This is a genomic window from Kitasatospora sp. NPDC001539 (genome assembly GCF_040298565.1).
Lineage (GTDB): Bacteria > Actinomycetota > Actinomycetes > Streptomycetales > Streptomycetaceae > Kitasatospora.
In genome coordinates, this window is sequence record NZ_JBEPAK010000005.1 from 57,733 (window position 1) to 83,332 (window position 25,600).

Annotated in this window: 17 protein-coding genes; 14 read left to right on the forward strand and 3 right to left on the reverse strand. The window is 74.6% G+C overall.

Translation table 11 applies throughout. The features are described 5' to 3' along the window. Positions 1-74: 74 nt before the first annotated feature. Positions 75-2,873: a flippase-like domain-containing protein gene (locus ABT247_RS02460; RefSeq protein ID WP_350736684.1), complete on the reverse strand. Its 2,799-nt coding sequence runs from the start codon at positions 2,871-2,873 to the stop codon at positions 75-77. Positions 2,874-3,007: 134 nt separating this feature from the next. Here ABT247_RS02460 and ABT247_RS02465 point away from each other — a divergent pair, with 134 nt between their 5' ends. The 4 genes from ABT247_RS02465 to ABT247_RS02480 all read left to right on the forward strand — a co-directional run bounded on the left by ABT247_RS02465 (position 3,008) and on the right by ABT247_RS02480 (position 11,792). Next, positions 3,008-3,385: an MGMT family protein gene (locus ABT247_RS02465; protein ID WP_350736687.1), complete on the forward strand. Its 378-nt coding sequence runs from the start codon at positions 3,008-3,010 to the stop codon at positions 3,383-3,385. A gap of 52 nt (positions 3,386-3,437) precedes the next feature. Then, on the forward strand, positions 3,438-6,914 hold the full coding sequence (locus ABT247_RS02470; RefSeq protein ID WP_502892366.1) for an ATP-dependent helicase: 3,477 nt from the start codon (positions 3,438-3,440) through the stop codon (positions 6,912-6,914). Positions 6,915-7,152: 238 nt separating this feature from the next. Beyond that, positions 7,153-10,413 carry an ATP-dependent helicase gene (locus ABT247_RS02475; protein WP_350736692.1) on the forward strand — a complete coding sequence of 1,087 codons (3,261 nt, stop codon included), beginning with the start codon at positions 7,153-7,155 and terminating at the stop codon, positions 10,411-10,413. A 191-nt stretch (positions 10,414-10,604) separates the two neighbouring features. Then, the gene (locus ABT247_RS02480; RefSeq protein ID WP_350736695.1) at positions 10,605-11,792 is read left to right on the forward strand and encodes a PP2C family protein-serine/threonine phosphatase; all 1,188 of its coding nucleotides are present in this window, start codon (positions 10,605-10,607) and stop codon (positions 11,790-11,792) included. A gap of 19 nt (positions 11,793-11,811) precedes the next feature. Here the strand turns inward: ABT247_RS02480 and ABT247_RS02485 are convergent, their stop codons facing one another. Next, entirely contained in the window at positions 11,812-12,783 is a 972-nt protein-coding gene (locus ABT247_RS02485) for an endonuclease/exonuclease/phosphatase family protein (RefSeq protein WP_350736698.1), read from the reverse strand. 65 nt (positions 12,784-12,848) lie between these two features. On the opposite strand from ABT247_RS02485, the gene ABT247_RS02490 reads away from it, so the two are divergent. The 6 genes from ABT247_RS02490 (at position 12,849) to ABT247_RS02515 (ending at position 20,992) form a co-directional block, all read left to right on the forward strand. Then, positions 12,849-13,535 (forward strand): PadR family transcriptional regulator, encoded by a 687-nt coding sequence (locus ABT247_RS02490; RefSeq protein WP_350736701.1) that lies wholly within the window; start codon positions 12,849-12,851, stop codon positions 13,533-13,535. A 78-nt stretch (positions 13,536-13,613) separates the two neighbouring features. Continuing rightward, positions 13,614-14,378, forward strand: a complete 765-nt coding sequence (locus tag ABT247_RS02495; protein WP_350736704.1) for an ABC transporter ATP-binding protein — start codon at positions 13,614-13,616, stop codon at positions 14,376-14,378. Beyond that, the gene (locus tag ABT247_RS02500) at positions 14,375-17,245 is read left to right on the forward strand and encodes an FtsX-like permease family protein (protein WP_350736707.1); all 2,871 of its coding nucleotides are present in this window, start codon (positions 14,375-14,377) and stop codon (positions 17,243-17,245) included. Before ABT247_RS02495 ends, ABT247_RS02500 begins: the two co-directional genes overlap by 4 nt. 266 nt (positions 17,246-17,511) lie before the next feature. Continuing rightward, positions 17,512-18,915: a dipeptidase gene (locus ABT247_RS02505; protein ID WP_350736710.1), complete on the forward strand. Its 1,404-nt coding sequence runs from the start codon at positions 17,512-17,514 to the stop codon at positions 18,913-18,915. A 70-nt stretch (positions 18,916-18,985) separates the two neighbouring features. Further along, complete coding sequence (gene nudC, locus ABT247_RS02510; protein ID WP_350736713.1) at positions 18,986-19,921, forward strand: NAD(+) diphosphatase; 936 nt, start codon at positions 18,986-18,988, stop codon at positions 19,919-19,921. A gap of 231 nt (positions 19,922-20,152) precedes the next feature. Next, positions 20,153-20,992 (forward strand): GntR family transcriptional regulator, encoded by an 840-nt coding sequence (locus ABT247_RS02515; protein WP_350736715.1) that lies wholly within the window; start codon positions 20,153-20,155, stop codon positions 20,990-20,992. A 115-nt stretch (positions 20,993-21,107) separates the two neighbouring features. Here the strand turns inward: ABT247_RS02515 and ABT247_RS02520 are convergent, their stop codons facing one another. Beyond that, on the reverse strand, positions 21,108-21,365 hold the full coding sequence (locus tag ABT247_RS02520) for a mycoredoxin (protein ID WP_350736718.1): 258 nt from the start codon (positions 21,363-21,365) through the stop codon (positions 21,108-21,110). 164 nt (positions 21,366-21,529) lie between these two features. Between ABT247_RS02520 and ABT247_RS02525 the strand changes: the two genes are divergently transcribed. The 4 genes from ABT247_RS02525 (at position 21,530) to ABT247_RS02540 (ending at position 25,526) form a co-directional block, all read left to right on the forward strand. Continuing rightward, positions 21,530-23,797: an ATP-dependent DNA helicase UvrD2 gene (locus ABT247_RS02525; protein WP_392894387.1), complete on the forward strand. Its 2,268-nt coding sequence runs from the start codon at positions 21,530-21,532 to the stop codon at positions 23,795-23,797. A 305-nt stretch (positions 23,798-24,102) separates the two neighbouring features. Continuing rightward, positions 24,103-24,591: a hypothetical protein gene (locus tag ABT247_RS02530; RefSeq protein ID WP_350736721.1), complete on the forward strand. Its 489-nt coding sequence runs from the start codon at positions 24,103-24,105 to the stop codon at positions 24,589-24,591. Positions 24,592-24,759: 168 nt separating this feature from the next. After that, positions 24,760-25,128, forward strand: a complete 369-nt coding sequence (locus tag ABT247_RS02535; RefSeq protein WP_392894389.1) for a WhiB family transcriptional regulator — start codon at positions 24,760-24,762, stop codon at positions 25,126-25,128. Further along, positions 25,125-25,526, forward strand: coding sequence for a putative WhiB-interacting protein (locus tag ABT247_RS02540; protein WP_350736723.1), 402 nt, complete (start codon positions 25,125-25,127; stop codon positions 25,524-25,526). The genes ABT247_RS02535 and ABT247_RS02540 overlap by 4 nt, the downstream gene beginning before the upstream one ends. Positions 25,527-25,600: the final 74 nt, after the last annotated feature.

The following is a 25,600-nucleotide window of genomic DNA, read 5'->3' on the forward strand; positions in this document are numbered from 1 at the left end:
GGGCCCGCCGTTGCGGCGGGCCCTCCCTCGTGCGTTCTCCCGGCGGGTGCGCCCCCGGGCGCCCCCCGCGGCCGTCAGAGCGCGTGCCGGCGCTGCAGCACGTTGTAGGCGATCCAGCCCGGCAGCACCGGCAGCCAGAAGGTGAGCGCCCGGTAGAGGAAGACCGCCGGGGTGGCGACCGCCGGGGGCACGTCCGCGACGGTCAGGGCGCCGATCAGGGCGACCTCGACCGGGCCGATGCCGCCCGGGGTGGGGATCGCCGAGCCGGCCGCGTTGGCGGTGAGGAAGACCACCGCGACGGCCGAGAAGCTGACGTCCCCGCCGAAGGCCTGCACCGAGAAGTCCAGGCAGGCGGTGAAGGAGAGGGTCAGCAGCAGGATGCCGCCGAAGCCGGTGAGCAGCTTGCTGGGCGTCTGCATCAGGTCGAGCATCCGCGGCACCACGCCGAAGAACAGGGAGCGCAGCCGGCCCAGGACGAAGCGCCGCAGCGGTGCGACGGCGGCCACCACCAGGGCGAGCACGGCGGCGGTCAGCACACCGATGATCACCGCGCGGGAGGCGGAGAGGTCGCCGTTGGTCTGGCTGCCGGTGATCAGGCCGAAGCTGAACAGCAGCAGCAGGTGCCCGGCCAGGCCCGCCAGCTGGGACGCGCCGACCGAGGCGACCGCCTGGCCGGGGCGGATGCCGGCCTTCTGGAGGTAGCGGGTGTTCAGCGCGATGCCGCCGATCGCCGCGGGGGCGACCAGCTTGACGAAGGAGCCGGCCAGCTGGGCCGCGACGGTGCGCCGGAACGGCAGCCGCTCGGGCACGAAACCGGTCAGGCTCATCGAGGCGGCGACGTAGCTGAACGCCGCCGCGAGCAGGGCCGCCGCCGCCCATGCCCAGTTCATCTGGGAGAGCTTCAGCTGGGCGGGCTTGATGGTGGTCAGCGCCAGGTAGGCGGCGAAGGTGAGCGCGATCACCATGATCAGGCTCTTCGGCTTCAGCCGCTCCAGCTTGGCCGGCTCCATCGGCGCCTCGGGGGCGATCTGCAGGATCTGGCCGCGGATGCGGCTGAGCAGGTCCTCGCCGGCCGCCGCGATGTCCTCCTCGGCCTGCTGCTGGGTGCGCTCGCCGGCCGCGACCTGTTCCAGCGCCTTGGCGCGGGCGGCGGCCTTGCGCTCCTTGGTGAGCTTGGCCAGGTCGATCCGGGTGGAGCGGCTCATCCCGACCGGCTGGAGCAGCGGCAGCGCCTGGGCGACGCGTTCGGCGCCGAGCACCGCGTTGGCGGTGGCGACGGCCCGCTCGGGCCCGATCCGCAGCGCGAAGGTGGTGAGCAGCTGGGCGACGTCGATGCGCAGCGTCAGGTCGGTCGCGGCGATGTCGCCGCCGGAGAGGTTGACCAGGCAGCCGGTCTTCTCGTCCACCACCAGCAGCGATTCGCCGGTGAGCCGGCGGTGGGCGATCCGGCGCTCGTGCAGGGCGGCCACCGAGTGCCACAGCGAGGCCATCACCTGGTCGGTGACCTCGTCGTCGGCGAGCTCGTCCAGGGTGCGGCCCTCGACGTTCTCGTACACCAGGATCGCGGCGTCCGGGCCCAGCTCGGAGGTGGCGACCAGCTGCGGTGCGCAGGCGCCCGAGGCGGCCGCCGCGTACGCGATCAGGGCCTCCTGCTCCAGCGCCTGGCGCAGCGACTGGGGGCTGCGGCGCACCGCCACCGAGCGCAGCCGCAGCCGGCGCCAGGCCCGGTAGAAGAAGCCGGAGGCCTGCTGCTCGCGGTCGATGATGTGGACGTCCAGCGGCGGCCCGTCCTGCTGGGTGACGTAGTAGCGGCGGGTGCCGCCCGGGGCGTCGGGGGCGCGGGCGGCGCCCGCCGGGGTGAAGCCGACCTTGCGCAGACCGATCATCAGGTGCTGGCCGGTGGGCCGGATGTTGGGGGAGCCGATCGCGTAGAGGGTGCCGTAGGCGACGGACCAGCCGATCAGCACGGTGAGCAGCAGCGACAGCGGGGTGGTGTAACCGCCGAGCAGCTCGGTGACCCCGCTGAAGACCACCACCACCCACAGGGCCACCCGCCAGCGGGGTCTGCTCGACATCCCGACGGCGGTCATGTAGGCGATCACCGGGGCGAGGTAGCCGTGCACCGGGTCGGTGAGGGTGCCGTTGCTGTCCAGCGGCAGCCGGGTCAGGGCGTCCCGGATGTGCTCGGAGGCGCCCTCGGCCACCCACCAGTCGATGCCCAGCGAGACGCCGTACGCCAGCACCGAGGCGAGCACGCCGTCGGCAACCCGCAGGCCGTCGCGCTTGATCAGCCGCTCGACGGCGAACGCCAGCGGTACGGCGAGCACCGCGACGCTGGACACCAGGCCGGTGATGGTGGACAGCACCGCGGAGAAGTGCGGCGCGTTGGTGGCGATGTCCTGCTCGATGCCGGTGGTGGTCGAGGTGGCGATGCCGGCCAGCACGAAGACGGCGACTATCCCGAAGACGCCGGCCAGGAAGCGGATCAGGTCGGACGGGCGGTGCGCGCGGGCGGCGAGCAGCGGCTCGTCGACGTCCAGGTGCGGGGCGTCGTCCAGCGGGTCGTGGTGCTCGGCCCGCGGGGCCGGCGGGGCGGCGGCGGGGGGCCGGTCGACCGCTTCGACCGCTTCGACCGGTTCCAGCCGTTCCAGCGGCTCGGTGGGTGCGGGCGGCTCGGCCGGTCCGGGTGGCTCGGGCGGCTCGGGCGTCTTCTCGGGCGTGCGGGTCTTGATCGTCGGGTCCTTGATCAGGGAGACTTCCGGCGTCGGCCCGTGCCCGGGCCCGCCTTCGGACTCGCGCCCGGGAGCCGGCGGCACGGCGGATCCGGACTCGTCGGAGTCCCTGTCCACGCCCACGTCAGCCGTCCCGGTCATCTGGTCTTGTCCTCGTATCACCACTCACCGCCCCGAAGATGGTGGCATGCCCCGCGCCCCTGTGCTGGACAGGGGGCGGATCGGGCGCGGCGGGTCGATCACCCGGGGCCGCGCACGCGCCCCTAGGAGGAAGGATGCCGCAGGTGACGGACGCAACACAGGACGGGCTCCCGGCCGACCTGCCACCCTTCGCCGAACTGGTGCTCGACCTGACCGAGCGGATTCCACCCGGGCGAGTGATGACCTACGGGGACATCGCCGAGTACCTCGGCCAGGGCGGCCCCCGCCAGGTCGGCCGGGTGATGGCCCTCTACGGCGGCTCGGTGCCCTGGTGGCGGGTCGTCCGCGCCGACGGCCGCCTGCTGCCCGGGCACGAACACCGCGCCCTCGCCCACTACGGCGAGGAGGGCACCCCGCTGCGCGACCTCGCCGACCCGCCCCGCGTCGACCTCGCCCGGGCCCGCTGGGACGGACAGCCCGAATCGGCGAAAGCCCCGCGCGAACGGGATTGACGGGGCAGGATCGTAGGCTCGATGCGGGCGGGCCCCCGGGCCCGCCCCGGCCATGCCCCCGCACCACCCAGGACCGTCATCCGTGAGCTCCCCCTACCGGCTCGTGCGCAGCCCGCTCGTCCAGCCCGACCCGCCGACGCTGGACGCCCACCAGCGCGCCGTGGTCGAGCACACCGGCGGCCCGCTGCTCGTCCTCGCCGGACCGGGCACGGGCAAGACCACCACCCTGGTCGAAGCGGTCGCCCGCCGCATCCAGGACGGCACCGACCCCGAGCGGATCCTCGTCCTCACCTTCAGCCGCAAGGCCGCGATGGAACTGCGCGACCGGATGTCCGGCCGCCTCGGCACCAGCGCCGCCGCCCCCCAGGCCACCACCTTCCACTCCTTCTGCTACGGCCTGCTGCGCGCCCACCAGGACCCCCAGGACTACGCCGAACCGCTGCGGCTGCTCTCCGGCCCCGAGCAGGACGTGATGGTCCGCGAACTGCTCGCCGGCGGCGCCGAGGACGCCAGGCTCGGCAGCAGCCGCATCCGGTGGCCCCTGGACCTGCGGGCCTGCCTGACCACCCGCGGCTTCGCCGACGAGGTCCGCGCCGTCCTCGCCCGCAGCCGCGAGCTCGGCCTCGGCGAAGCCGAACTCGAACGCTTCGCCCGCGGCGTCCAGCGCCCCGACTGGGCCGCCGCCGCGCACTTCCTCGCCGACTACCTCGACGTCCTCGACCTGCGCGGCGTCCTCGACTACGCCGAACTCGTCCACCGCGCCGTCCTGCTCGCCGAACGCCCCGACGTCGGCGAGGAACTCCGGCGGCGCTACGACGTCGTCTTCGTCGACGAGTACCAGGACACCGACCCCTCCCAGGTCCGACTGCTGCGCCGGCTCGCCGGCGGCGGACGCGACCTCGTCGCCGTCGGCGACCCCGACCAGTCGATCTACGCCTTCCGCGGCGCCGACATCAACGGCATCCTCGACTTCCCGGAGACCTTCCGCCGGGCCGACGGCAGCCCCGCCGAGGTCAAGGTGCTGCGCGTCTCCCGCCGCTCCGGAGCCGTCCTGCTCGCCGCCTCCCGCGAGATCGCCCGCCGGATGCCGATGGGCCGGCTGCCCGCCGACAAACTCGCCCAGCACCGCGCCCTGCTGCCCTCCCGCGAGGGCGGCCGGGTCGAGGTCTACACCTACCCGACCCCCGGCGCCGAGCTCGACTCGATCGCCGACCTGCTGCGCCGCGCCCACCTGGAGGACGGCGTGCCCTGGGGCGAGATGGCCGTGCTGGTCCGGGCCGGCGCCCGCTCGATACCGGGTGTGCGGCGGGCGCTCGGCGCGGCCGGCGTGCCGCTGGAGATCGACGGCGACGACCTGCCGCTGCGCGAGGAGCCCGCCGTCGCCCACCTGCTGCTGGCCCTGCGGGTCTGCGCCGAACAGGCGACCCGGCTCACCGCCCGCGCCGCGCACGGCGACCCGGACCCGGCCGCGGCGGGCGACCAGGATGCGGACTCCGCGGCCGCCACGGACTCCGCGGACGGCGCGGATCCGCACGCGCCCGGGCCGGAGGGCGACGACGCGCACACCGCCGCGGCGGAGGGCGACGACCCGCTCACCGTCGACCTGGCCCACGCCCTGCTCACCGGCCCGCTCGGCGGCCTCGACGGCTCCGACCTGCGACGCCTGGGCCGGGCCCTGCGCGAGGAGGAACGCGCCGCCCTGCGCGCCGAAGGCCGCCCCGGCGCCCCGCGCCCGGCCGGCGAACTGATCCGCGAAGCCCTCGCCGAACCCGAGCGGCTGATCGCCCTCGACCCGGCCGTCGCCCGCCGCGCCCGCGACCTCGGCACCCTGCTCCGCAAGGTCCGCGAACTCCTCGCCGGCGGCTGCACCGCCGAGGACGCGCTGTGGGAGCTGTGGGACGGCAGCCGCCGCTGGCGCGAACGCCTGGAACGGGCCGCCCTGCGCGGCGGCGCCGCGGGCCGCAACGCCGACCGCGACCTGGACGCGCTGTGCGCCCTGTTCGAGACCGCCGCCCGCGCCGAGGAACAGGTCACCGGCCACCGCAGCGCCCTCGACCTGCTCGCCGAACTCGAAGCCCAGGACATCGCCGCCGACACCCTCACCGTGCGCGCCGTGCGCCCCGAGGCGGTCCGGCTGATGACCGCCCACCGCTCCAAGGGCCTGGAGTGGCGCCTGGTCGTCGTCGCCGGTGTCCAGGACGGCCTCTGGCCCGACCTGCGCCGCCGCGGCTCCCTGCTGGAGGCCGACCGGATCGGGCGCGACGGCCTCGCCGAACCGCTCTCCCCGGCCGCCCTCCTCGGCGAGGAGCGCCGCCTCTTCTACGTCGCCGCCACCCGCGCCAAGGAACGGCTGATCGTCACCGCCGTCAAGGCCCCCGCCGACGACGGCGACGAACCCTCCCGCTTCCTGCGCGAGCTCTACCGCGAGGACGTCGACCCGCGCACCGGCAAGGTGGTGCGCCGCACCCCGCCGGTCACCGTCGAGGACGTCACCCACCGCCCGCGCCGGCCGCTGACGGTCGCCGCCCTGGTCGCCGAGCTGCGCGCCGTCACCGTCGATCCCACCCGCTCGCCGGAACTGCGCCGCGCCGCCGCCGAACGCCTCGCCGTCCTCGCCGCCGCCACCGACGAGGAGGGCCTGCCGCTGGTGCCCGCCGCCCACCCCGACCGCTGGTGGGGCCTGGACGACGCCACCGCGGCCCCCGAACCGCTGCGCAGCGCCGACCTGCCCGTACGGCTGTCCGGCAGCGGCCTGGAACAGCTGGAGAACTGCTCGTTGCAGTGGTTCCTGGACAAGGAGGTCAAGGCCCGCGTCCCCGGCTCCGCCGCCCAGGGCTTCGGCAACGTGGTGCACGCCCTCGCCGACGAGGTCGGCTCCGGCCGCACCCCCGCCGACCTCGCCGTCCTCATGGAACGCCTGGACACCGTCTGGGACGCCCTCGCCTTCGACGCCCCCTGGAAGTCCCAGCAGGAGAAGACCGAGGCCCGCGCCGCCCTGGAGCGCTTCCTCAACTGGCACGTCCTGGAACGCGGCCGCGACGTCGTCGCCACCGAGCACGACTTCGACGTCACCCTCGACGTCGGCGGCGTCTCGGTGCGCATCCGCGGCTCCATGGACCGGATCGAGAAGGACCACGCCGGGCGCGCCTACGTCGTCGACTTCAAGACCGGCAAGCAGATCCCCACCGACAAGTCCCTGCCCGAGCACAAGCAGCTCGCCGTCTACCAGCTGGCCGTGCGCGCCGGCGCCCTCAACGAGCTGCCCGGCTTCACCGCCCACCCGCCGTCCACCGGCGGCGCCGAACTCGTCCACCTGCGCGAACCCGCCGCCAAGGCCGCCCAGGACGCCCCCAAGGTGCAGCGCCAGGAGCCGCCCGAGGGCGAGCCGTGGATCGAGAACCTGCTCGCCGAGGCCGCCGGCAAGGTCCTCGCCGAGCGCTTCGTCCCGCGGACCGGCAGCGGCTGCGACCGCTGCGCCTTCCGCCGCAGCTGCTCGGCCCAGCGGGACGGCGCCCAGCTCGTCGAGTAGCCGGCGCGCGCCGTCGGGGGGGGGGGGGGGGCTGCCGTGTGCCGTCGGGTGGCTGCCGTGCGCCGTCGGGCGGCCGTCGGGTGAGCGTCGGACGGCAGCCGTGCCCCGCCGGGTGCCGTCGGGCGGCCGTCGGGTGAGCGTCGGGTGAGTGTCGGGCGGCCGTCGGGTGGCCGTGGAGTAGCCAGGGTCACCCCGGCCGGGCGCCCGGAGTGTCGGCCCCGCCCGTTAACGTTGCGGGGTGACCGCCGTGCTCAGCCATCCCGACCAGCTCAAGGAGCTGCTGGGCATCCCGTTCAACCGGGAGCAGATGGCGGCCATCGGCGCCCCCCTCGCCCCGGCCGTGATCGTCGCCGGCGCGGGCTCCGGCAAGACCACCGTGATGGCCGCCCGGGTCGTCTGGCTGGTCGGCTCCGGCGCCGTGCGGCCCGAGGAGGTCCTCGGCCTCACCTTCACCAACAAGGCCGCCGGCGAACTCGCCGAACGCGTCCGCGCCGCCCTGCGGGTCTGCGGGCTCGGGGTGCCCCCGGCCGAAGGCTGGGAGCGAACCGCCGACCGCGGCGACACCGAACCGCTCGGCGAGCCGGAGATCTCCACCTACCACGCCTTCGCCGGCCGCCTCCTCAAGGAGCACGGCCTGCGCATCGGCATCGAACCGGACGTCCGGCTGCTCGCCGACGCCACCCGCTTCCAGCTCGCCGCCAAGGTGCTGCGGACCGCCCGCGGCCCCTTCCCCCACCTCACCGGCACCTTCGCCAACCTCGTCGCCGACCTCACCGCCCTGGACGGCGAACTCGCCGAACACCTCGTCGAGCCGCAGGCCCTGCGCGCCTTCGACGAGGAACTGCTCGACACCCTCGCCACCGTCAAGCTCGGCAACGACGACCTGCGCGCCGTCCCCGCCACCGCCCGCGCCCGGCTGGAGCTGCTGCGCCTGGTCGAGGACTACCGGCGCCGCAAGCAGACCGCCGGACTGATGGACTTCGGCGACCAGATAGCCGCCGCCGCCCGCCTCGCCCAGCAGCGCCCCGAGGTCGGCGAACTGCTGCGCGGCCAGTACCGGGTCGTCCTGCTCGACGAGTACCAGGACACCTCCGTCGCCCAACGCCTCATGCTCGCAGGCCTGTTCGGCGCCGGTCCCGACGAGCGGGGCACCGGCCACCCGGTGACCGCCGTCGGCGACCCCTGCCAGGCCATCTACGGCTGGCGCGGCGCCTCCGTCGCCAACCTCGACGACTTCCCCCGGCACTTCCCCCAGGCGGACGGCCGCCCCGCCGACCGCTACTCGCTCAGCGAGAACCGCCGCAGCGGCGGACGGCTGCTCGACTTCGCCAACGACCTCGCCGCCCCGCTGCGCGCCGTCCACGAGGGCGTCGAGGCGCTGCGCCCGGCCCCCGGCGCCGAGCAGGACGGCTACGTCCGGGCCGCGCTGCTGCCCACCCATGCCGAGGAGATCGACTGGCTCGCCGACTCGATCGCCCACCTGGTGCGCACCGGCACCGCGCCCGGCCGGATCGCCGTGCTGTGCCGCGGCAGCGCCGCCTTCCCGGACATCCACGCCGCGCTCGTCGCCCGCGAGGTGCCGGTAGAGGTGGTCGGCCTCGGCGGCCTGCTGCAACTGCCCGAGGTCGCCGACCTGGTGGCGGTCTGCGAGGTGCTGCACGACCCGACCGCCAACGCCGCCCTGGTGCGCCTGCTGATCGGCCCGCGCTGGCGGATCGGCCCGCGCGACCTCGCCCTGCTCGGCCGCCGGGCCGCCGCCCTGGTGCGCACCGACCGGCCCGAGGGCGTGGAGGCGCTGGCGGCCGCCGTCGCCGAGGCCGACCCCACCGAGACCATCTCGCTGGCCGACGCCGTGGAGACCTTCCTCACCTCCCCGGCCGACGACGGGGACCAGCCGGACGACCTGCCGTTCTCCGCCGAGGCCAGGGTCCGCTTCGCCCGGCTCGCCGCCGAACTGCGCGAGTTGCGCCGCTCGCTCGCCGACCCGCTGATGGACGTGCTGCACCGGGTGCTCGCCGTCACCGGCCTGGAGGTCGAACTCGCCGCCTCGCCCAAGGCGCTGGCGGCCCGGCGGCGCGAGACCCTGCACGCCTTCCTGGACGTCGCCGCCTCCTTCGCGGACCTCGACGGCGACCCGGGCCTGGGCGCCTTCCTCGGCTTCCTGCACGCCGCCCAGCAGTACGAGCGCGGCCTGGACAGCAGCCTGCCCGGCGGCGAGGACACCGTGAAGGTGCTCACCGCCCACAAGTCCAAGGGCCTGGAGTGGGACGTGGTGGCCGTCCCCGGCCTGGTGAAGGGCGCCTTCCCCTCCGCGACCGCGCGCGAACGCTGGACCAGCAGCAAGCGCGTCCTCCCGCACGCCCTGCGCGGCGACCGCGCCACCCTCCCCGACGTCCGCGGCGGCTGGAACGGCAAGTCCATGGCCGCGTTCAAGAAGGAACTGGCCGAGCACTCCGGCACCGAGGAGCTGCGCCTCGGGTACGTCGCGTTCACCCGCCCCCGTGCGCTGCTGCTGGCCTCCGGCCACTGGTGGGGGCCCAGCCAGAAGACCGTCCGCGGGCCGTCCGCGTTCCTGGAGCGGCTGCGCGAGCACTGCGAGCGGCCCGGAACCGGCGAGGTCGAGCACTGGGCCGAGCCGCCCGAGAAGGGCGCGGAGAACCCGGCACTGGCCGCCGCCGTCGAGCGCCCCTGGCCGCTGCCGCTGGACCCGGCCGCCCAGCACGCCCGCCGCCGGGTCGCCGCGGTGGTGCGCGAGCGGCTCGCCGGGGCTCCGGCACCCGAACCCGAACCGATGGCGGTGGAGGACCAGCGGCAGGTCGCCTCCTGGGACCGCGACCTCACCGCGCTGCTCGGCGAGTTGGAACGCTCCCGGCGCACCGCCCGCGAGGTGCCGCTGCCCGCCGCGCTGTCCGCCACCCAGCTGCTGCGCCTGGCCGCCGACCAGGACGGCTTCGCCCGCGACCTGGCCCGGCCGATGCCGCGCCCCCCGCAGCCCGCCGCCCGGCGCGGCACCCGCTTCCACGCCTGGGTGCAGTCCCGGATCGAGCCGCTGCTGCTGATCGAGCCGGGCGCACTGCCCGGCGCCGACGACGACGGCATCGAGGACGAACAGGACCTGGAGCGGCTCAAGGAGGCGTTCCTGCGCACCCCGTACGCCGAGCGCAGGCCCCACCGGGTGGAGGCGCCGTTCCAGCTGGTGCTGGCGGGCCGGGTGGTGCGCGGCCGGATCGACGCGGTCTACCGGGACGGTGACGTGCTGTCAGAATCCGGTGGGACGTCACGCTACGAAGTGGTGGACTGGAAGACCCACCGCGAGGAGACCGCCGACCCGCTGCAGCTCGCGGTCTACCGGCTCGCCTGGGCGGAGCAGGCGGGCGTCGATCCCGAGCAGGTCACGGCTTCGTTCCTGTACGTCCGCAGCGGGCGGATCGTCCGTCTGGCAGGACTTCCCGGCCGAAAAGAGTTGGAACGGCTCCTGATCGGGAACAGTGATAAATGAGTCACGCAGAGCATCCAAGTCATCATGGCAGTGCCCGAAACCTGTGCGTCATGCACGTTTCGTGCCTATTGTGGGGTCGGTAACCGGTCAACCCCCGCGCTCCGGCCGCCAGCGAGGCCCGCATTCCCTAACCCTCAGTCATCACAGCAGGTGCCCCCCGGCACCGGCGTCTTCTGCTGGAGAGTCCGAAGTTGAGCGCGACCGGATGGATCAGAGAGCGGTTCACCGGGCCGACCCCGGGACCCGCCCCGGGCGCGACCGGCACCTGGCCGAGGACGGCGCTCGCGCTGCCCCTCCTCGGCATGGTGCTGATCGTCGTCCTCGACTACCTCAGCGGCACCGAGGTGACGGTCGAACCCGCCCTCACCGCCGTTCCCGCGCTGGCCGCCGTGGTCAGCCACCGTACCTGGTACCCGCTCGTCATCGGCCTGTGCACCGAGACGGCGGCCTTCCTGATGGCCTTCCGCAGCGACGCGCTCGGCGAGTCCGTGCACGCCGCCAGCGTCATCGCGATCCTGCTCGTCGCCACGATCGGCTGGGTCAGCGCCACCCTGAGGCTGCGCCAGGAGCGCGCCCTCGCCGACGCCCAACTGGTCGCCTCCATCGCCCGCCGCGTCCTGCTGCGGCCCGTCCCCGAGAGGGTCGGCAGCGTGCGCGCCGCCGTCCACTACGAGGCCGCCGCCGCGCACGCCCGCATCGGCGGCGACCTGTACGAGGTCGTCAACACCCGCCACGGCGTCCGGGCCGTGGTCGGCGACGTCCGCGGCAAGGGCCTCGGCGCCGTCGAGACCGCCGCCGCCGTCCTCGGCGCCTTCCGCGAGGCCGCCCACCAGGAACCAGCCCTCGACCGGGTCGCCGGCTGGCTGGCCGTCAGCCTCGACCGCGCCCTCCACGAGAACGACCACCCCGGCGTGGAGGAGGAGTTCGTCACCCTGGTGCTGATCGGCGTCGGCCCCGACGGCACCGCCGAACTCGTCAACTGCGGGCACCCCGCACCGCTGCTGCTCCGCGAGGCCACCGTCCAACCGCTCGAACTCGCGGAGACCGTCCCGCCGTTGGGCGTCCTCGACCCGGCCGACGTGCACCCCCCGGTCCACCACGTCCCGCTCCGCGGCGGCGACCGGATCCTGCTGTTCACCGACGGCGTGATCGAGGCCCGCGACCGCGCCGGCACCTTCTACCCGCTCGCCGAACGCCTCCCGCGCTGCGCCGACGGCCGCCCCGCCGACGTCCTCCAGCGCCTGCACGAGGACGTCGTGCGCCACGTCGGCCGGCAACTCGGCGACGACGCGGCCATGCTGCTCCTGCAGTACGACCCCCAGCCGACCCCGCCCGTCCACCTCCCGCACCAGAACGGGGCCCTGAGCCACCTCAACTAGGGCCCCGGCGGCTCCGCGGCTACAGCGACACCTCGACCAGCAGCGGCCGGTGGTCCGACACCGCCGCGCGCGGCGCCCGCGCCGGGCCCACCGCCGCGCGCGGCACCCCCACCGCCAGCACGTGGTCGAACTGCACCGCCGGCCGGTGCGAGGGGTAGGTCGGCGTGCGCGCCAGGTCGTACCAGCCCTGCAGCCGCGCCCGCGGCTCGCGCACCCGCCGCCGGCGCTGCCCGGCCACCACCGGCCGGGCCCGCCGCGCCGCCCGCAGGTCCCGCACCCGCACCCGCGGCGCCGTGCGCTCCAGCGCCGTCGCCCCGCCCAGCACCGTACGCGGCACCGCGCCGATCAGGTTGAAGTCCCCCAGCACCAGGTACGGCTGCGGCAGGTCGGCGATCCACCGCCGGATCCCGGCCAGCTGCGCCATGTTCCAGCCCGGGACGAAGGACAGGTGCGCCGCCACCACGGTGAACGGCCCGCGGTCGCCCTCCAGCACCGCCGCCAGCGCCGCCCGCGGCTCGTCCGGCACCGGGGTCAGTCCGCGCCGCCCCGCCACCCGCAGCGGCAGCCCGAACGGCGCCGGGGCGAACCGCCGGGCCCGCCAGTGCCGCACCGGGAGCCGGGTCAGCAGCGCCGTCCCGTACGAGGGCGGGGCGCCGTCGCCCACCTCGCCCGGCCCGTACACCCGCAGCCCGTTCGGGCCGGCCGGCTCGGGCACCCAGCCCGCCACCGGCGCCGGGCGCCCGTGGAGCGCGGCGGCGAAGCGCCAGTCCTTCGCGCCCATCGCCGCGGCCGCCACCGCCGCCTGGTCGGTGCCGCCCGAGCGCGCCTGGTGCCGGTCCACCTCCTGCAGGGCCAGTACGTCGGCGTCCAGCGCCGCCACCGCCTCCGCCAGCGGGGCGCCCGCATCGGCCGGGTAGGGCCGCGGCGCACCGTCCGCGGCGAGCGGCTGACCGTGCAACAGGTTGAAGGTGGCGATGCGCAACTGGCTCACACCGCACGACGGTACCCGAGCGCGCGGCTTGAGCCCGAGGGGCATACCGGGTATACATACCGAGTATGTCCATCCGCCACGGTCTGCTCGCCCTGCTCGACGAGGGCCCCCGCTACGGCTACCAGCTGCGCTCCGAATTCGAGGCGCGCACCGGCGCCACCTGGCCGCTCAACGTCGGGCAGGTCTACACCACGCTCTCCCGACTGGAGCGCGACGGCCTGGTCGAGGCCGCCGGCGAGGACGACGAGGGCCACCAGTTCTACGCCGCCACCGACGCCGGCCGCGCCGAACTGCGGGCCTGGTTCGACACCCCGGTGCCCCGGACCAACCCCCCGCGCGACGAACTGGCCATCAAGCTCGCGATGGCCGTCACCGTGCCCGGCGTGGACGTCAGCGCCGTCGTCCAGGGCCAGCGCCGGCACAGCATCAAGGCCCTCCAGGACTACACCCGGCTCAAGGGCCGCGCCCTCGCCGGCAGCCCGGCCCCCGGCGCCCCCGGCGGTCCCCGCCCGGCCTCCGGCACGGCCGGCACGCCCGGCACCGTGCCCGCCGAGAGCAACGAACTCGCCTGGCTGCTCGTCCTCGACCAGCTGATCTTCCAGACCGAAGCCGAGATCCGCTGGCTCGACCACTGCGAGACCCGCCTCGCCCAGCACGCCGAACTCCACCAGGCGCGCGCCGCCGAAGCCGCCCGCGCCACCGACACCGCGACCAGGAAGCCCACCCGGCTCGGCCGCCGCACCCGCGCCTGACGCGGCCGCGGCCCAGCCCACCGAACCACCGGCCGGCGCCCCCGGGCGCCGACCCGCACCCAGCACAAGGGGGGAACCGTGTCCCACACCCGACAGTCCCGGCCGACACCGGTACTGCACCTGGAGAACGTCACCCGCGTCCACGGCCAAGGCGCCGCCGAGGTCCACGCCCTGCGCGGCGTCGACCTCGAGGTCCACCCCGGCGAGTTCGTCGCCGTCATGGGCCCCTCCGGCTCCGGCAAGTCGACCCTGCTCACGCTCGCCGGCGGCCTCGACACCCCGACCAGCGGCCGCGTCCTGGTCGAAGGCACCGCCCTCGGCGACCTCACCCGCAAGAAGCTCGCCCGGGTCCGCCGCCGCTCCGTCGGCTACGTCTTCCAGGACTACAACCTCATCCCCGCCCTCACCGCCGCCGAGAACATCGCCCTGCCCCGCGAACTCGACGGCGTCTCCGCCCGGGCAGCCCGCCGGGAAGCCGTCGCCGCCCTGCAGGAACTCGGCATCGCCGAACTCGCCGACCGCTTCCCCGACGACATGTCCGGCGGCCAACAACAACGCGTCGCCATCGCCCGCGCCCTCATCGGCGAGCGCCGCCTCGTCCTCGCCGACGAACCCACCGGCGCCCTCGACTCCACCACCGGCGAAGCCGTCCTCGCCGTCCTGCGCGCCCGCTGCGACGCCGGCGCCGCCGCCATGATGGTCACCCACGAAGCCCGCCACGCCGCCTGGGCCGACCGCGTCGTCTTCCTGCGCGACGGCCGCATGGTCGACGAATCCGTCAGCCAGGACGCCGCCAGCCTCCTCGTCAGCGCGGCCACCAACAGCATGAAGGTGGACGAGTGAAGCCCAGCGCCTGGCGGGTCGCCCTGCGCATCGCCCGCCGCGACGCCCTGCGCGCCAAGGGCCGCAGCGCCCTGGTCATCGCCATGGTCGCCCTGCCCGTCCTCGGCGTCACCGGCGCCGACGTCGTCTTCCGCAGCGCCGAACTCTCGCCCGCCGAACAGGCCGTGCGCATCATGGGCCGCGCCGCCGGCGAACTCGAGATGGTCGAACGCGGCGCCTCCGTCCTACAGGCGCCCGACCCCGCGCAAGGCCTCAGCGTCGAGAACCCCCAGGACAAGGCCAAGGACGGCGCCACCCCCCGGCACACCCCCGCGCAGCAGCGCGCCCTCGACACCCCACCCGCCGACCTGGCACGGCAACTCCTACCCGCCGGCGCCACCCTGGTGCCCGAACGCGAGGGCCCGTACACCGCCGCCACCAGCACCGAAGGGCTGCTCTCCACCCGCGTCAGCGAAACCGACCTGAACGACCCGGTCTGGAACGGCCGGCTGAACCTCGTGCAGGGCCGGGCCCCCGCGAACGACCGCGAAGCCGCCGTCACCCCGGACTTCCTCAAGCGCTCCGGCCTCGCGATCGGCGACCGCACCGCCGTCCGCGGCCTGGAAGCCACCCCCTTCACCATCACCGGCGTCTACGAGTACCCCGGCGACCTCAAGGCCACCGAACTCCTCGCCCCTCCCGGCACCCTGATCGGCCGACTCGCCGAAACCCCCGGCGCGACCCGCGGCCAGGCCGCCGGCACCGGGGAACCCACCCGCTGGCTGGTCAAGCTCCCCGACGGCACCGGCATCGACTGGCACAAGGTCGTCGAACTCAACCAGTACGGCTTCACCGTCACCAGCCGCGCCGTCCTGACCGACCCCCCGGCCCGCGCCGACGTCCCCTACTACGTCGAACAGGACCGGCGCTCCGGCACCGACCAGTCCTCCTACTTCAACCGGACCGGCGTCGTCATCCTCGCCACCGTCGTCGGCATGGCCCTGCTGGAGATCGTCCTCCTCGCGGGCCCCGCCTTCGCCGTCGGGGCCCGGCGCTCCCGGCGGCAGCTCGGCCTGCTCGCCGCCGCCGGCGGTGACCGCGCCAACGTCCGCGGCGTCGTCCTCGGCGGCGGCATCGTCCTCGGCGTCACCGGCGCCGTGATCGGCCTCGGCCTCGGAGTCGGCCTGGTCGCCCTGCTGCGCACCCAGGCCGAGGAGTACGCCGGCCGGCGCTTCGGCCACTTCGACCTCCAGCCGCTCGACCTGCTCGGCGTGCTCCTCGTCGGCCTGGTCACCGGCCTGCTCGCGGCGGTCGTCCCCGCCGTCCAGGCCTCCCGCCAGGACGTCGTGAGCGCGCTCACCGGCCGCGACTCCCTCAAACCGCCGAACCGCAAGCTCGCCCTGCTCGGCCTGCTGATGCTCGGCGGCGGCGCCGCCCTCGCCCTGCTCGGCGGTGCCAGCGGCGTCGGCAACCGCAGCCTCGCCGTCCTCGGCGGCTCCGCCCTCGCCGAACTCGGCATGGTCGCCCTCACCCCGACCCTGGTCAGCCTCTTCGGCCGGCTCGGACGCTGGCTCTCGCTCGGCCCCCGGCTCGCCCTGCGCGACTCCGTGCGCCACCGCGCCCGCACCGCACCCGCCGTCGCCGCCGTCATGGCCGCCGTCGCCGGCTCCGTCGCCGTCGGCGTCTACACCGCCAGCTACGACGAGCAGTACCGGCGCGAGTACGTCGCCCACGGCCCCTCCGGCGCCGTGCTGCTCGGCAGCGGCTGGCTGGCCGGACCCGACGCCAAACTGCTGCCCCAGATGCGCGAGACCGTCGAACGCAGCATCCCCGACCTCGGCCCGCGCGCCGACGTCCTACGCGTCTCCCCCAAGGGCGACTGCGCCGACGGGGAGTACTGCGGCTACATCAGCGTCGAGATGCCCAAGGCCGACCGCTGCCCCCTCCAGGACAGCGACCAGGACTACGGCCCCGGCGAAGCCGACCGGATCCTGGAGACCGACAAGCGCTGCCAGACCCGCGGCCGCTCCGGCAGCCCCTACAGCCCCCTGACGGCCGGCGACGCCACCCTGCTGCGCAACCTCTACGGCGTCACCGACCCGGCCGCCGGCAAGGCCCTCGCCGCCGGCAAGGCCGTCGTCTTCGACGCCCGCTACCTCAAGGACGGCAAGGTCGCCATCCGGTACACCACCGCCGACCAGGACCGGTCGGGCAGCCCCGGCCACAAGCCCGCCAGCACCGAGATCGCCGTCGACGCCGTCCTCGCCACCGCCGCGGTGCCGGCCCCGGCCGAGGCCGTGGTCAGCCCGGACACCGCCACCAGGCTCGGCTTCGCCACCGCCGCCGCCGGCTCGGTCTGGCTGCCCGGCACCGCACCCTCCGACAGCGCCCAGCAGAAGGCCGACGGCGCGCTCGCCAAGATCAGCGACCGCGACGTCCTCACCATCGAACGCGGCTACCAGTCGAAGGACGACCTCGTCCGCCTGGGCCTGACCGCCTTCGCCGCCCTGGTCGCCCTCGGCGCCGCCGGCATCGCCACCGGCCTGGCCGCCGCCGACTCCCAGCGCGACCTCACCACCCTCGCGGCGGTGGGCGCCGAACCCCGCATCCGGCGCTCGCTGTCCGGCTTCCAGTGCGGCGTGATCGCCGCGATGGGCGCCGTCCTCGGCGTGGTCTGCGGCATCGTGCCGGGCGTGGCGCTGCGCAAGGTCGAGGGCGCGGCGAACACCTACCCCGGCATGAGCCCCGAGGAGATCGCCAACAAGGCGATCGTGGTCTTCCCGTGGCCCACCATCGCCGCCACCGTGGTGGTGCTCCCGCTGCTCGCGGCCGCCCTGGCGGCGGTGCTCACCCGCTCGCGGGTCACGATGCTGCGCCGCTCCGCCTGAGGGCCGCTCCGCCCGAGGGCCGTTCCGCCTGGGGCCGTTCCGTCTGGGGCCGTTCCGTCTGGGGGCCGGGCCTCGGTCGGCCGTTCCGCCCGAGGGCCGCGCCCCGGTCGGCCTTTCCGGGGCGGGGCACCTCCGTCGCCCCGTCACCTCCGTCACCCCCGCCACGCCCGTGCCGCGGCGGGGGTGACGGAGGTCACCGGCCCGGCGGGCGGTCCTGGGCGGACGCCCGGGGCGGGCACCCGCACGGGCGAACTACAGTCGTCGGTATGACGAGAACCCCGGACAGCGCCGTCCGCTCCTTCATCGACCAGCACCAGGCCGCCTTCCTCGCGGACCTGTCCGAGTGGCTGGCCATCCCCTCGGTCTCCGCCGACCCCGACCGGGCCGGCGACGTGCGCCGCTCCGCCGAGTGGCTGGCCGCCAAGCTGCGCGAGACCGGCTTCCCGGTCGCCGAGGTGTGGGAGACGGACGGCCTGCCGGCGGTGTTCGCCGAGTGGCCCTCCGCGGACTCGTCCGCGCCGACCGTCCTGGTCTACGGGCACCACGACGTGCAGCCCGCCGCCGAGGAGGACGGCTGGGACACCGAGCCGTTCACCCCGACCGTGGTCGGCGACCGGCTGTACGCCCGCGGCGCCGCCGACGACAAGGGCCAGGTGTTCTTCCACACCCTGGGCGTGCGCGCCCACCTGGCCGCCACCGGCCGCACCGCGCCGGCCGTCAACCTCAAGCTGCTGGTCGAGGGCGAGGAGGAGTCCGGCTCGCCGCACTTCGCCGACCTGGTCCGGCGCGAGGCCGCCCGGCTGGCCGCCGACGTCGTGGTCATCTCCGACACCGGCATGTGGTCCGAGACCACGCCGACCGTCTGCACCGGCATGCGGGGCCTGGCCGACGCCCAGATCGACCTGTACGGGCCGGACACCGACATCCACTCCGGCTCCTTCGGCGGCGCCGTCCCCAACCCGGCGCAGGTCGCGGCCGAGCTGGCCGCGGCCCTGCACGACGACGACCGCCGGGTCGCGATCCCGGGCTTCTACGACGGGGTGGTGGAGCTGACCGAGCGGGAGCGCGAACTCTTCGCCGAGCTGCCCTTCGACGAGGAGCAGTGGCTGCGCGTCGCCAAGTCGTACGGCACCCGCGGCGAGGCCGGCTACTCCACCCTGGAGCGGATCTGGGCCCGTCCGACCGCCGAGGTCAACGGCATCTGGGGCGGCTACACCGGCCCCGGGGGCAAGACCATCGTGCCGTCCTCGGCGTACCTGAAGCTGTCCTTCCGGCTGGTCGCCGGCCAGGAGGTGGAGAAGGTCCGCGAGGCGGTGCGCGCCTGGGTGGCCGAGCGGGTGCCCGAGGGCATCCGCCACGAGCTGGTCTTCCCGGGCGCGACCCGGCCGTGCCTGACCCCGCTGGACCACCCGGCACTGCAGTCCACCGTGCGTGCGATGGGCCGCGCCTTCGGCCAGAAGATCCTCTTCACCCGCGAGGGCGGCTCCGGCCCCGCCGCCGACCTCCAGGACGTGCTGGGCGCGCCGGTGCTGTTCCTCGGCATCTCGGTGCCCTCGGACGGCTGGCACTCGGTCAACGAGAAGGTCGAACTGGGCCTGCTGGCCAAGGGCGTGGAGACCGCCGCGTACCTGTGGGGCGACCTGGCCGAGAACTTCCGGCCCGGCGCGTGAGTCCGCTCGCGCCGGACCATGGCAGTCAGACCACTCATCCGGATGATTCACCACATGGGGATGGAACGAGTTGAGCACCGTGCCTGAGACCGAGCGCCCGCTGGCCCTGGCCAGGTCCGGGGTGGACCGGGCGGCCGAGCACCGCTTCGACGAACCGTGGCTGGCGGCCGCGTGGAGCCACCCCGCCACCCGGGTGCTGCCCATCGCCGGCGGCGAGGCCTTCGTCGTCGACACCGCGCAGGGCACCGAACTCGTGCTGCTGCCCTCCTTCGAGGCACCGCAGACCGGTGACCGGTACTTCCTCGGCACCGACGAGGACGGCGTCTCGTACTTCGCGCTGGCCGGCGAGAGCCTGCCCGGCCGCCTCGACGGCGACGCCCGCCCGGCCGGGCTGCGCGAGGTCGGCGCCCTGCTGTCCGACCGGGACTCCGGACTGCTGGTGCACGCCGTCGCGCTGGAGCACTGGCACCGGCTGCACAGCTTCTGCTCGCGCTGCGGGCACCCGACGGAGAAGGCCGGCGCCGGGCACGTGCGGCGCTGCACCTCCTGCGCGGCCGAGCACTACCCGCGCACCGACCCGGCGGTGATCATGGTGATCACCGATGAGCAGGACCGCTGCCTGCTCGGCCGCCAGGCCCTGTGGCCGGAGGGTCGCTGGTCCACCCTGGCCGGCTTCGTCGAGCCGGGGGAGTCGCTCGAGCAGGCGGTGGCCCGCGAGGTGCAGGAGGAGGCGGGGGTGCGGGTCGGCGAGGTGCGCTACGTCGCCAGCCAGCCCTGGCCGTTCCCGTCCAGCCTGATGCTCGGCTTCATGGGCAAGGCGCTGCCCGGCGGCACCGAGATCACCGTGGACGGCGAGGAGCTCGCCGAGGCGCGCTGGTTCTCCCGGGAGGAACTGCGCGCCGGAATGGCCGCGGGCGAGATCCTGCCGCCCTCCGGCATCTCGATCGCCCGCCACCTGGTCGAACTCTGGTACGGCGAACCGCTGCCCGCGAGCGCGCGCTGGTAATCCCGTCCGGATTCCCGGCGCTTGCACGCAAAAGGGGGCGCGTGGCTTATGCCGCGCGCCCCTGTCTTTCGTCCCGCCCCTCTCCGGAAACCGCCGTCGACCGACTGTTCGTGGCCGGACGGGCCAGTTCTGCTACCGCACGACACGCCCGGAACCGCACCGTCGACCCGCCCGGACGACATTGCCGGAAACGGCTGAAAACGCGTCACCCCGCTCGCTACATTCACTCGGGTGACCATCCCCCGGGGCACCGCCCAATCCCCCAAATACCAGCGCCTCGCCGCCGACCTGCGCCGCCGGATCGCCGAGGGCGAGTTCACCGCCGACGCCGCCATCCCGGTCGAGAGCGAACTGGAACGCCAGTACGGCGTCGCGCGCAACACCGTCCGCCTCGCCATCGACGTCCTCGTCAACGAAGGCCGGCTCGTCCGCCTCCAGGGCAAGGGCACCTACCTGCGCGAACACCCCGTCCTCGACCACCGCGCCTACGGCCCCACCCTCGCCGCCGCCCCGCGCGACTGCCTCGCCGCCCCCTCCGACGTCTACCTCGGCGAAGCCGCCGACGCCGGACGCGAGCTCAGCACCGACTTCGAGATGATGATCGTCCGGGCCCGCGTCGACATCGCCGAACGCCTCGGACTGCGCCCCGGCGAGGCCATCGTCGTCCGCCGCCAACTGCGACTGCTCGACCGCGAGCCCTACTCCATCGAGGAGAGCCACTACCGGGCCGGACTCGCCGCCGGCACCCCGCTGATGGAACCCGACCCCGTCGACGGCGGCGACGAGGCCGTCCTCGCCGCGCTCGGCCGCACCGAGATCGGCGCCGTCGACCACCTCGTCGCCCGGATGCCCGGCCCCGAGGAGGCCCAGTGGTTCCAGGGCGGCCCCGGCGTCCCCCTCATGGTGCAGACCCGCGTCACCTACGACCGGCGCGGGCCCGTCCGGGTCATCGAGACCCGCTACTCCGCCGACCGCAGCCGACTCGTCTACGGCATCGGCGACCTCGGCGCACGCACCACGCTGCCCGCGCCCGCCGCACCCGTCGACCCGGCCCGGGCCGACGCGCCGTGACCGCGCGCGCCGACCGGGTGCGCCGCGCCGACCGGGTGCGCCGGGCCGACCGGGTGCGCCGGGCCGACCGGGTCCGCCGGGTGCGCCGCGCCGACCGGGGCCCGTCCGGCGCGGATCAGGCCGCGAGCGCCTTCTTCACCTGCAGCAGGCTCGGGTTGGTCATCACGACCTGCTCACCGCCGCCCGCCGGCTGCACCAGCACCGTCGGCACCGTCTGGTTGCCGCCGTTCACCGACTCCACGAAGGCCGCCGACGCCGGGTCCTCCTCGATGTTGATCTCGGTGTAGCCGATGCCTTCACGGTCCAGCTGGCTCTTGAGCCGGTTGCAGTACCCACACCAGGTCGTGCTGTACATCGTCACGCTGCCGGACATCGAGGGGGCTCCTTCGAAAGAGAGGGACACACGGTCTCCGAACGGAACGTCCACCGCGCGGCGGGCATTCCGGCATGCCATCGATCAGCACGCAGAGCGATCATCCTGCGATCACACCGGGCCTGTGGACAACCCCGCCCGGACTGTCCCACCGGACTGAGAAGATGGAACGCATGCAGGAAGACCTCTTGAGCGGCAACCCGTACGACGCCCCCCACGGCTCCCCCTGGGCCGACCCCGGCGCCGCCACGGGCCCCGACGCCGTGCTCGCCGGGCTCGACCCCGAACAGCGCGCCGTCGCCACCGCCCTGCACGGCCCCGTCTGCGTCCTCGCCGGCGCCGGCACCGGCAAGACCCGGGCCATCACCCACCGCATCGCCTACGGCGTGCGCAGCGGCGTCTACCAGCCCGCCCAGGTCCTCGCCGTCACCTTCACCGCCCGCGCCGCCGGCGAGATGCGCGGCCGCCTGCGCCAGCTCGGCGCCGACGGCGTCCAGGCCCGCACCTTCCACGCCGCCGCCCTGCGCCAGCTCCAGTACTTCTGGCCCCGAGCCGTCGGCGGCCCGGTGCCCCAGCTCCTCGAACGCAAGGTCCAACTCGTCGCCGAAGCCGCCGGCCGCTGCGGACTGCGCGTCCAGCGCACCGAACTGCGCGACCTCACCGCCGAGATCGAATGGGCCAAGGTCACCCAGACCGCCCCCGAGGACTACCCCGCCGCCGTCGCCAAATCCGGCCGCGAAGCCCCCCGCGACCCCGCCGAGACCGCCCAGGTCTACCGGGTCTACGAGGAGACCAAGACCCGCCGCGGCAGCATCGACTTCGAGGACGTCCTGCTCCTCACCGCCGCCATCCTGGAGGACCGCCCCGACATCGCCGACCAGGTCCGCTCCCAGTACCGGCACTTCACCGTCGATGAGTACCAGGACGTCTCCCCCCTCCAGCAGCGCCTGCTCGACCAGTGGACCGGCCCCGACGGCGGCGCCAGCCTCTGCGTCGTCGGCGACGCCAGCCAGACCATCTACTCCTTCACCGGCGCCACCCCCGACTACCTCCTCGGCTTCCGAAGCCGCCACCCCCAGGCCACCGTCGTCAAACTCGTCCGCGACTACCGCTCCACCCCCCAGGTCGTCCACCTCGCCAACGGACTCCTCGCCCAGGCCCGCGGCGAAGCCGCCCGCCACCGCCTCGAACTCGTCTCCCAGCGGGAAGCCGGCCCCGAGCCCGTCTACACCGAGTACGAGGACGAACCCACCGAGGCCGAGACCACCGCCCGCCGCATCAAGGACCTCCTCGCCACCGGCGTGCGCGCCAGCGAGATCGCCGTCCTCTTCCGCACCAACGGCCAGTCCGAGGTCTACGAACAGGCCCTCGCCGACCTCGGCGTCCCCTACCAGCTCAAGGGCGCCGAACGGTTCTTCGAACGCCCCGAGGTCCGCGACGCCGGCATCCTGCTGCGCGGCGCCGCCCGCGCCGCCGCCGACCCCCTCACCGCCGGCACCCCCGACCTCGCCGGCCAGGTCCGCGCCGTCCTCGCCACCCGCGGCTTCACCCCCGAACCCCCCGCCGGCTCCGGCGCCGTCCGCGACCGCTGGGAATCCCTCGCCGCCCTCGTCCGGCTCGCCGAGGAGTTCGAACGGACCCGCACCGCCGACGGCCGCACCACCGACCTCGCCGCCTACGTCGCCGAACTCGACGCCCGCGCCGCCGCCCAGCACGCCCCCGCCGTCGAAGGCGTCACCCTCGCCTCCCTCCACGCCGCCAAGGGCCTCGAATGGGATGCCGTCTACCTCGTCGGCCTCACCGAGGGCACCCTGCCGATCATCTACGCCAAGACCGACGAACAGATCGAGGAGGAGCGCCGCCTCCTCTACGTCGGCGTCACCCGCGCCCGCCGACACCTCAGCCTCTCCTGGGCCCTCGCCCGCTCCCCGGGTGGCCGCGCCTCCCGCAAACCCAGCCGCTTCCTCGACGGGCTGCGCCCCGGCTCGGGGATCCCGGGCGCGCGCAGCGGCGCGCGAGGCGCGCGGGGGAGCGTCGAGACCGGCGAGCGCTCGGCCGCCCGACGGGCCCGCGGACCGGTCAAGTGCCGGGTCTGCGGCAAGGTCCTCACCGAGGCCGTCGAACGCAAGCTGCGCCGCTGCGAGGACTGCCCCTCCACGATGGACGAGGGCCTGTACGAACGGCTGCGTGACTGGCGGGCCCGGCAGGCCAGGAAGCAGGGCGCCCCGGCCTACGTGGTGTTCACCGACGCGACGCTCATGGCGATCGCCGAGGACGTGCCCGCCAGCCGCCAGGAACTGGCCCAGATCTCCGGGGTGGGCGCCATGAAGCTGGACAAGTACGGGGCCGCCGTGCTCTCGTTGTGTGCGGGGGAGGAGCCCGAGGAGGATCCGGACGGCGTCGAGGACGACGGTCCGGTCGATCCGGCGTGAGCCGGCACGGGCGCGGTCCAGGGGACTGCTCGGGGGACTTCGAAGCCGGCGCGGCGACGTGCGGCGGGCCGCACCGCGGACCGCGCCCGAACCGCCGGCCGATCCGATCGCGGAACTCGCGCGAAAAATAGTTTGCGCGGCATACCGGGAGCGCAATAGCCTGCCGGAGCGGTCAAGGGGACGCGGTCGCACGGGGTGAAACCTGTGCCGATTCCCCTCGCCCCACAGCTACACCGAGACAGACATCCGAACATTCGGAGCCAGGGGAACCAGGCTCCGCGAGACGCCGAGAGGAGGCGAAGACAGTGGGAAACATCATGATCACCAAAATGACTGGCCAGACCGTTGTCGCTGCCTCCCTGCGTGCCGCCCGCCTGCGGGCGCTCGCCGAGCTCGGTGGAACCGGTCTGGGTCTCGACGCCACCGGTGTCTTCGTCGCCTCCGCTGTCAGTGGTCTTGGACACACTGATCTGCACGGCGCGGATCTGCGCATCGCGGATCTGCACCTCGCGGGCGGCAGGAGTGTCGAAGGCACCGTCGTCGAGACCGGTCTGTCCCGTGACTGGGCGTCGGTCGGCACGTCGCGTCCCATGTGCGACGAGCGACCGATCCAGGCACCGAAGGCGGCCGTAGCCGCCGCCATGCACGGCGGCTATGCGCAGGTCATCGGTGCCGGAAACGCCCAGAAGCAGAACGAGCAGCAGATCAAGCAGGCCAAGGCCGCCTTTATCGGCACCGAGGCCACCCGGATGTGGGCCTTCCGCGGCCCTGAACCCTGGAGAGAACGAACCTGAGTCAGCCTCAGGTCGGCACCTCCAGGGCCGCGGAACCCGTCACACCGGGATCCGCGGCCCTTCTGTTTTGTCCGGTACGCAAGACCACCCAGGCCCTCCGGGGCCTCCGGCCCAGCACCACCAGTCCACTGGGCCGGAACCACTGAGAAGACGAGGAAGACGCCCACAGTGTCCACGGTCATCACGCCGCCCATCCCGTCCGTACCGCCGACAAGCCAGATCACCAAGGCCGACCAGGCCGACCCTCCGGAGGTTCCTTCCATGCAGATCAGCTCGATCGAGCAGGCCGAGGCACTCGGTCTCCCCATCCCGTGCCGCGCCTTCGACCCCGAGGTCTTCTTCGCCGAGACGCCCGCCGACGTCGAGTACGCGAAGTCCCTCTGCGGCACCTGTCCGGTGAAGGACGCCTGTCTGGCCGGCGCCCTCGAGCGGCGCGAGCCGTGGGGCGTCTGGGGTGGCGAGCTCTTCGTCCAGGGCGTCGTCGTGGCCCGCAAGCGGCCGCGGGGCCGTCCGCGCAAGACCGAGGTCATGGCGTGAACCCCGCCGACCACGCCAGGCCCGTCCGCAGGGGAGAGCAGCCCCCGCTGGACACGGCCCTCCGCCGATCCGTACGGATCGCCGCCGCCAAGGCCGACGCAGCCGCCCGCACCCGCCCATTCCCGAGCACGCACCACGAGCAGGACCACCACATGACCCCCGCCGCCATCGATCCGACCGTCCGCGCCGAGCAGACCACCGAACTTCAGACCCAGAACAGGATCCTCGAGATGCAACTCCTGCATGAATCCCTGGCCCGTGCCCATATGCAAGACAGGATGCACGAGGCCGAGAACCAACGGCTCGTCAGCCGGGTCGTCCGGGCCCGCAAGCTCAAGCAGCGGGCCGAGCGGGCCTCGATGCGGGCCCGCAAGGCGCTCGCCGTCGCCCTGATGTAAGGGCCGCCGCCGGTTCGTTCGACCGGCGCACCGCCGCTGTCGTGCCGCAGGCCGCTCCCGTCCACGGGGAGCGG